The sequence below is a fragment of the Bartonella sp. MR30HLJHH genome (genome assembly GCF_042194195.1).
Classification (GTDB): Bacteria; Pseudomonadota; Alphaproteobacteria; order Rhizobiales; family Rhizobiaceae; genus Bartonella; species Bartonella grahamii.
This window is the reverse complement of sequence record NZ_JBHIMO010000090.1, coordinates 1-890: the sequence shown is the minus strand read 5'-3', so window position 1 is coordinate 890 and position 890 is coordinate 1. Positions and strand designations below refer to the sequence as shown.

Annotated in this window: 1 protein-coding gene; it reads right to left on the bottom strand. The window is 38.3% G+C overall.

The genetic code is table 11. The features are described 5' to 3' along the window. Nucleotides 1–10 precede the first annotated feature (10 nt). Entirely contained in the window at nt 11–856 is an 846-nt protein-coding gene (locus ACFIKR_RS09475) for a type IV secretion system protein (protein WP_375659662.1), read from the bottom strand. Between the last annotated feature and the right edge of the window lie 34 nt (nt 857–890).

Here is an 890-nt window from a genome sequence, read left to right as displayed (position 1 = left end):
TTTATCTCATCTAGTTTCTATGTCTCCATAGATGTCCAAATGTAATGCCTTTTGCGAGAGAATTGGCAACGCTTGATAGTTTGAGTAACAGCGTGATGGATATAATGGACAAGATGAGAGCACCCCCAAACATGAAGCTTATATTCTGGTCGTAATCGAGTTTCATATCGCTCAAATAGTTTGCAAAGATATTCATCATCAGATTAAATACAGTCGCTAAGAGTAGAAAGAGGATTATATAATTGACGACTTGGATTATCCATTGCTCGAAAAGGCGATGAGTTGGTTGCCAGAGCAAAGCAATGATGAAGAGTGATCCCCATCCTACGAGAAGTGTAATAGCGATTTTTGTCAGGAGTACGAGACCACCGCCGATTGCTACTACGAGGCTTGTTGCCAGCAAGATGATGATACCTAAGAGACTGTAAAGCAGTCCATTGGCTTCGAAGAAGACGGTTTCTTGGAAAAGACGTCCTGCATATTGAAATCCTTTGGTTGCTGTTTTGTCTAGTAAATTCATTAATTGTGTATCATTGAGTGGATCTTTTAAGAGCGCTTTTGATAACTCATGGGGCATTTGTGTTATCAAATTGGCAATTTCATTCTGATAAAGTCCTGTGGTAAGAGCTATTGAAGTAATAATACTTATCCGTAGGAAACGATTTACAAATCCGGAGAGAGGCATATCTATAGCGCCACGAATGATGAGCCATCCATAGATGATGAAAGCGATTGTGATACCGATTGATATAAAGGGCGTAATTGTAGCCGTTGTTTTTAAGGAAATATCCGTGACATATGTTTTTGTTATCTGATCAATTTTATTGAAAAGTTGCGTGAACACTGTAAAGTCCATGGAATTCCTCTTTAACGAATTTTCAACTTTTTAT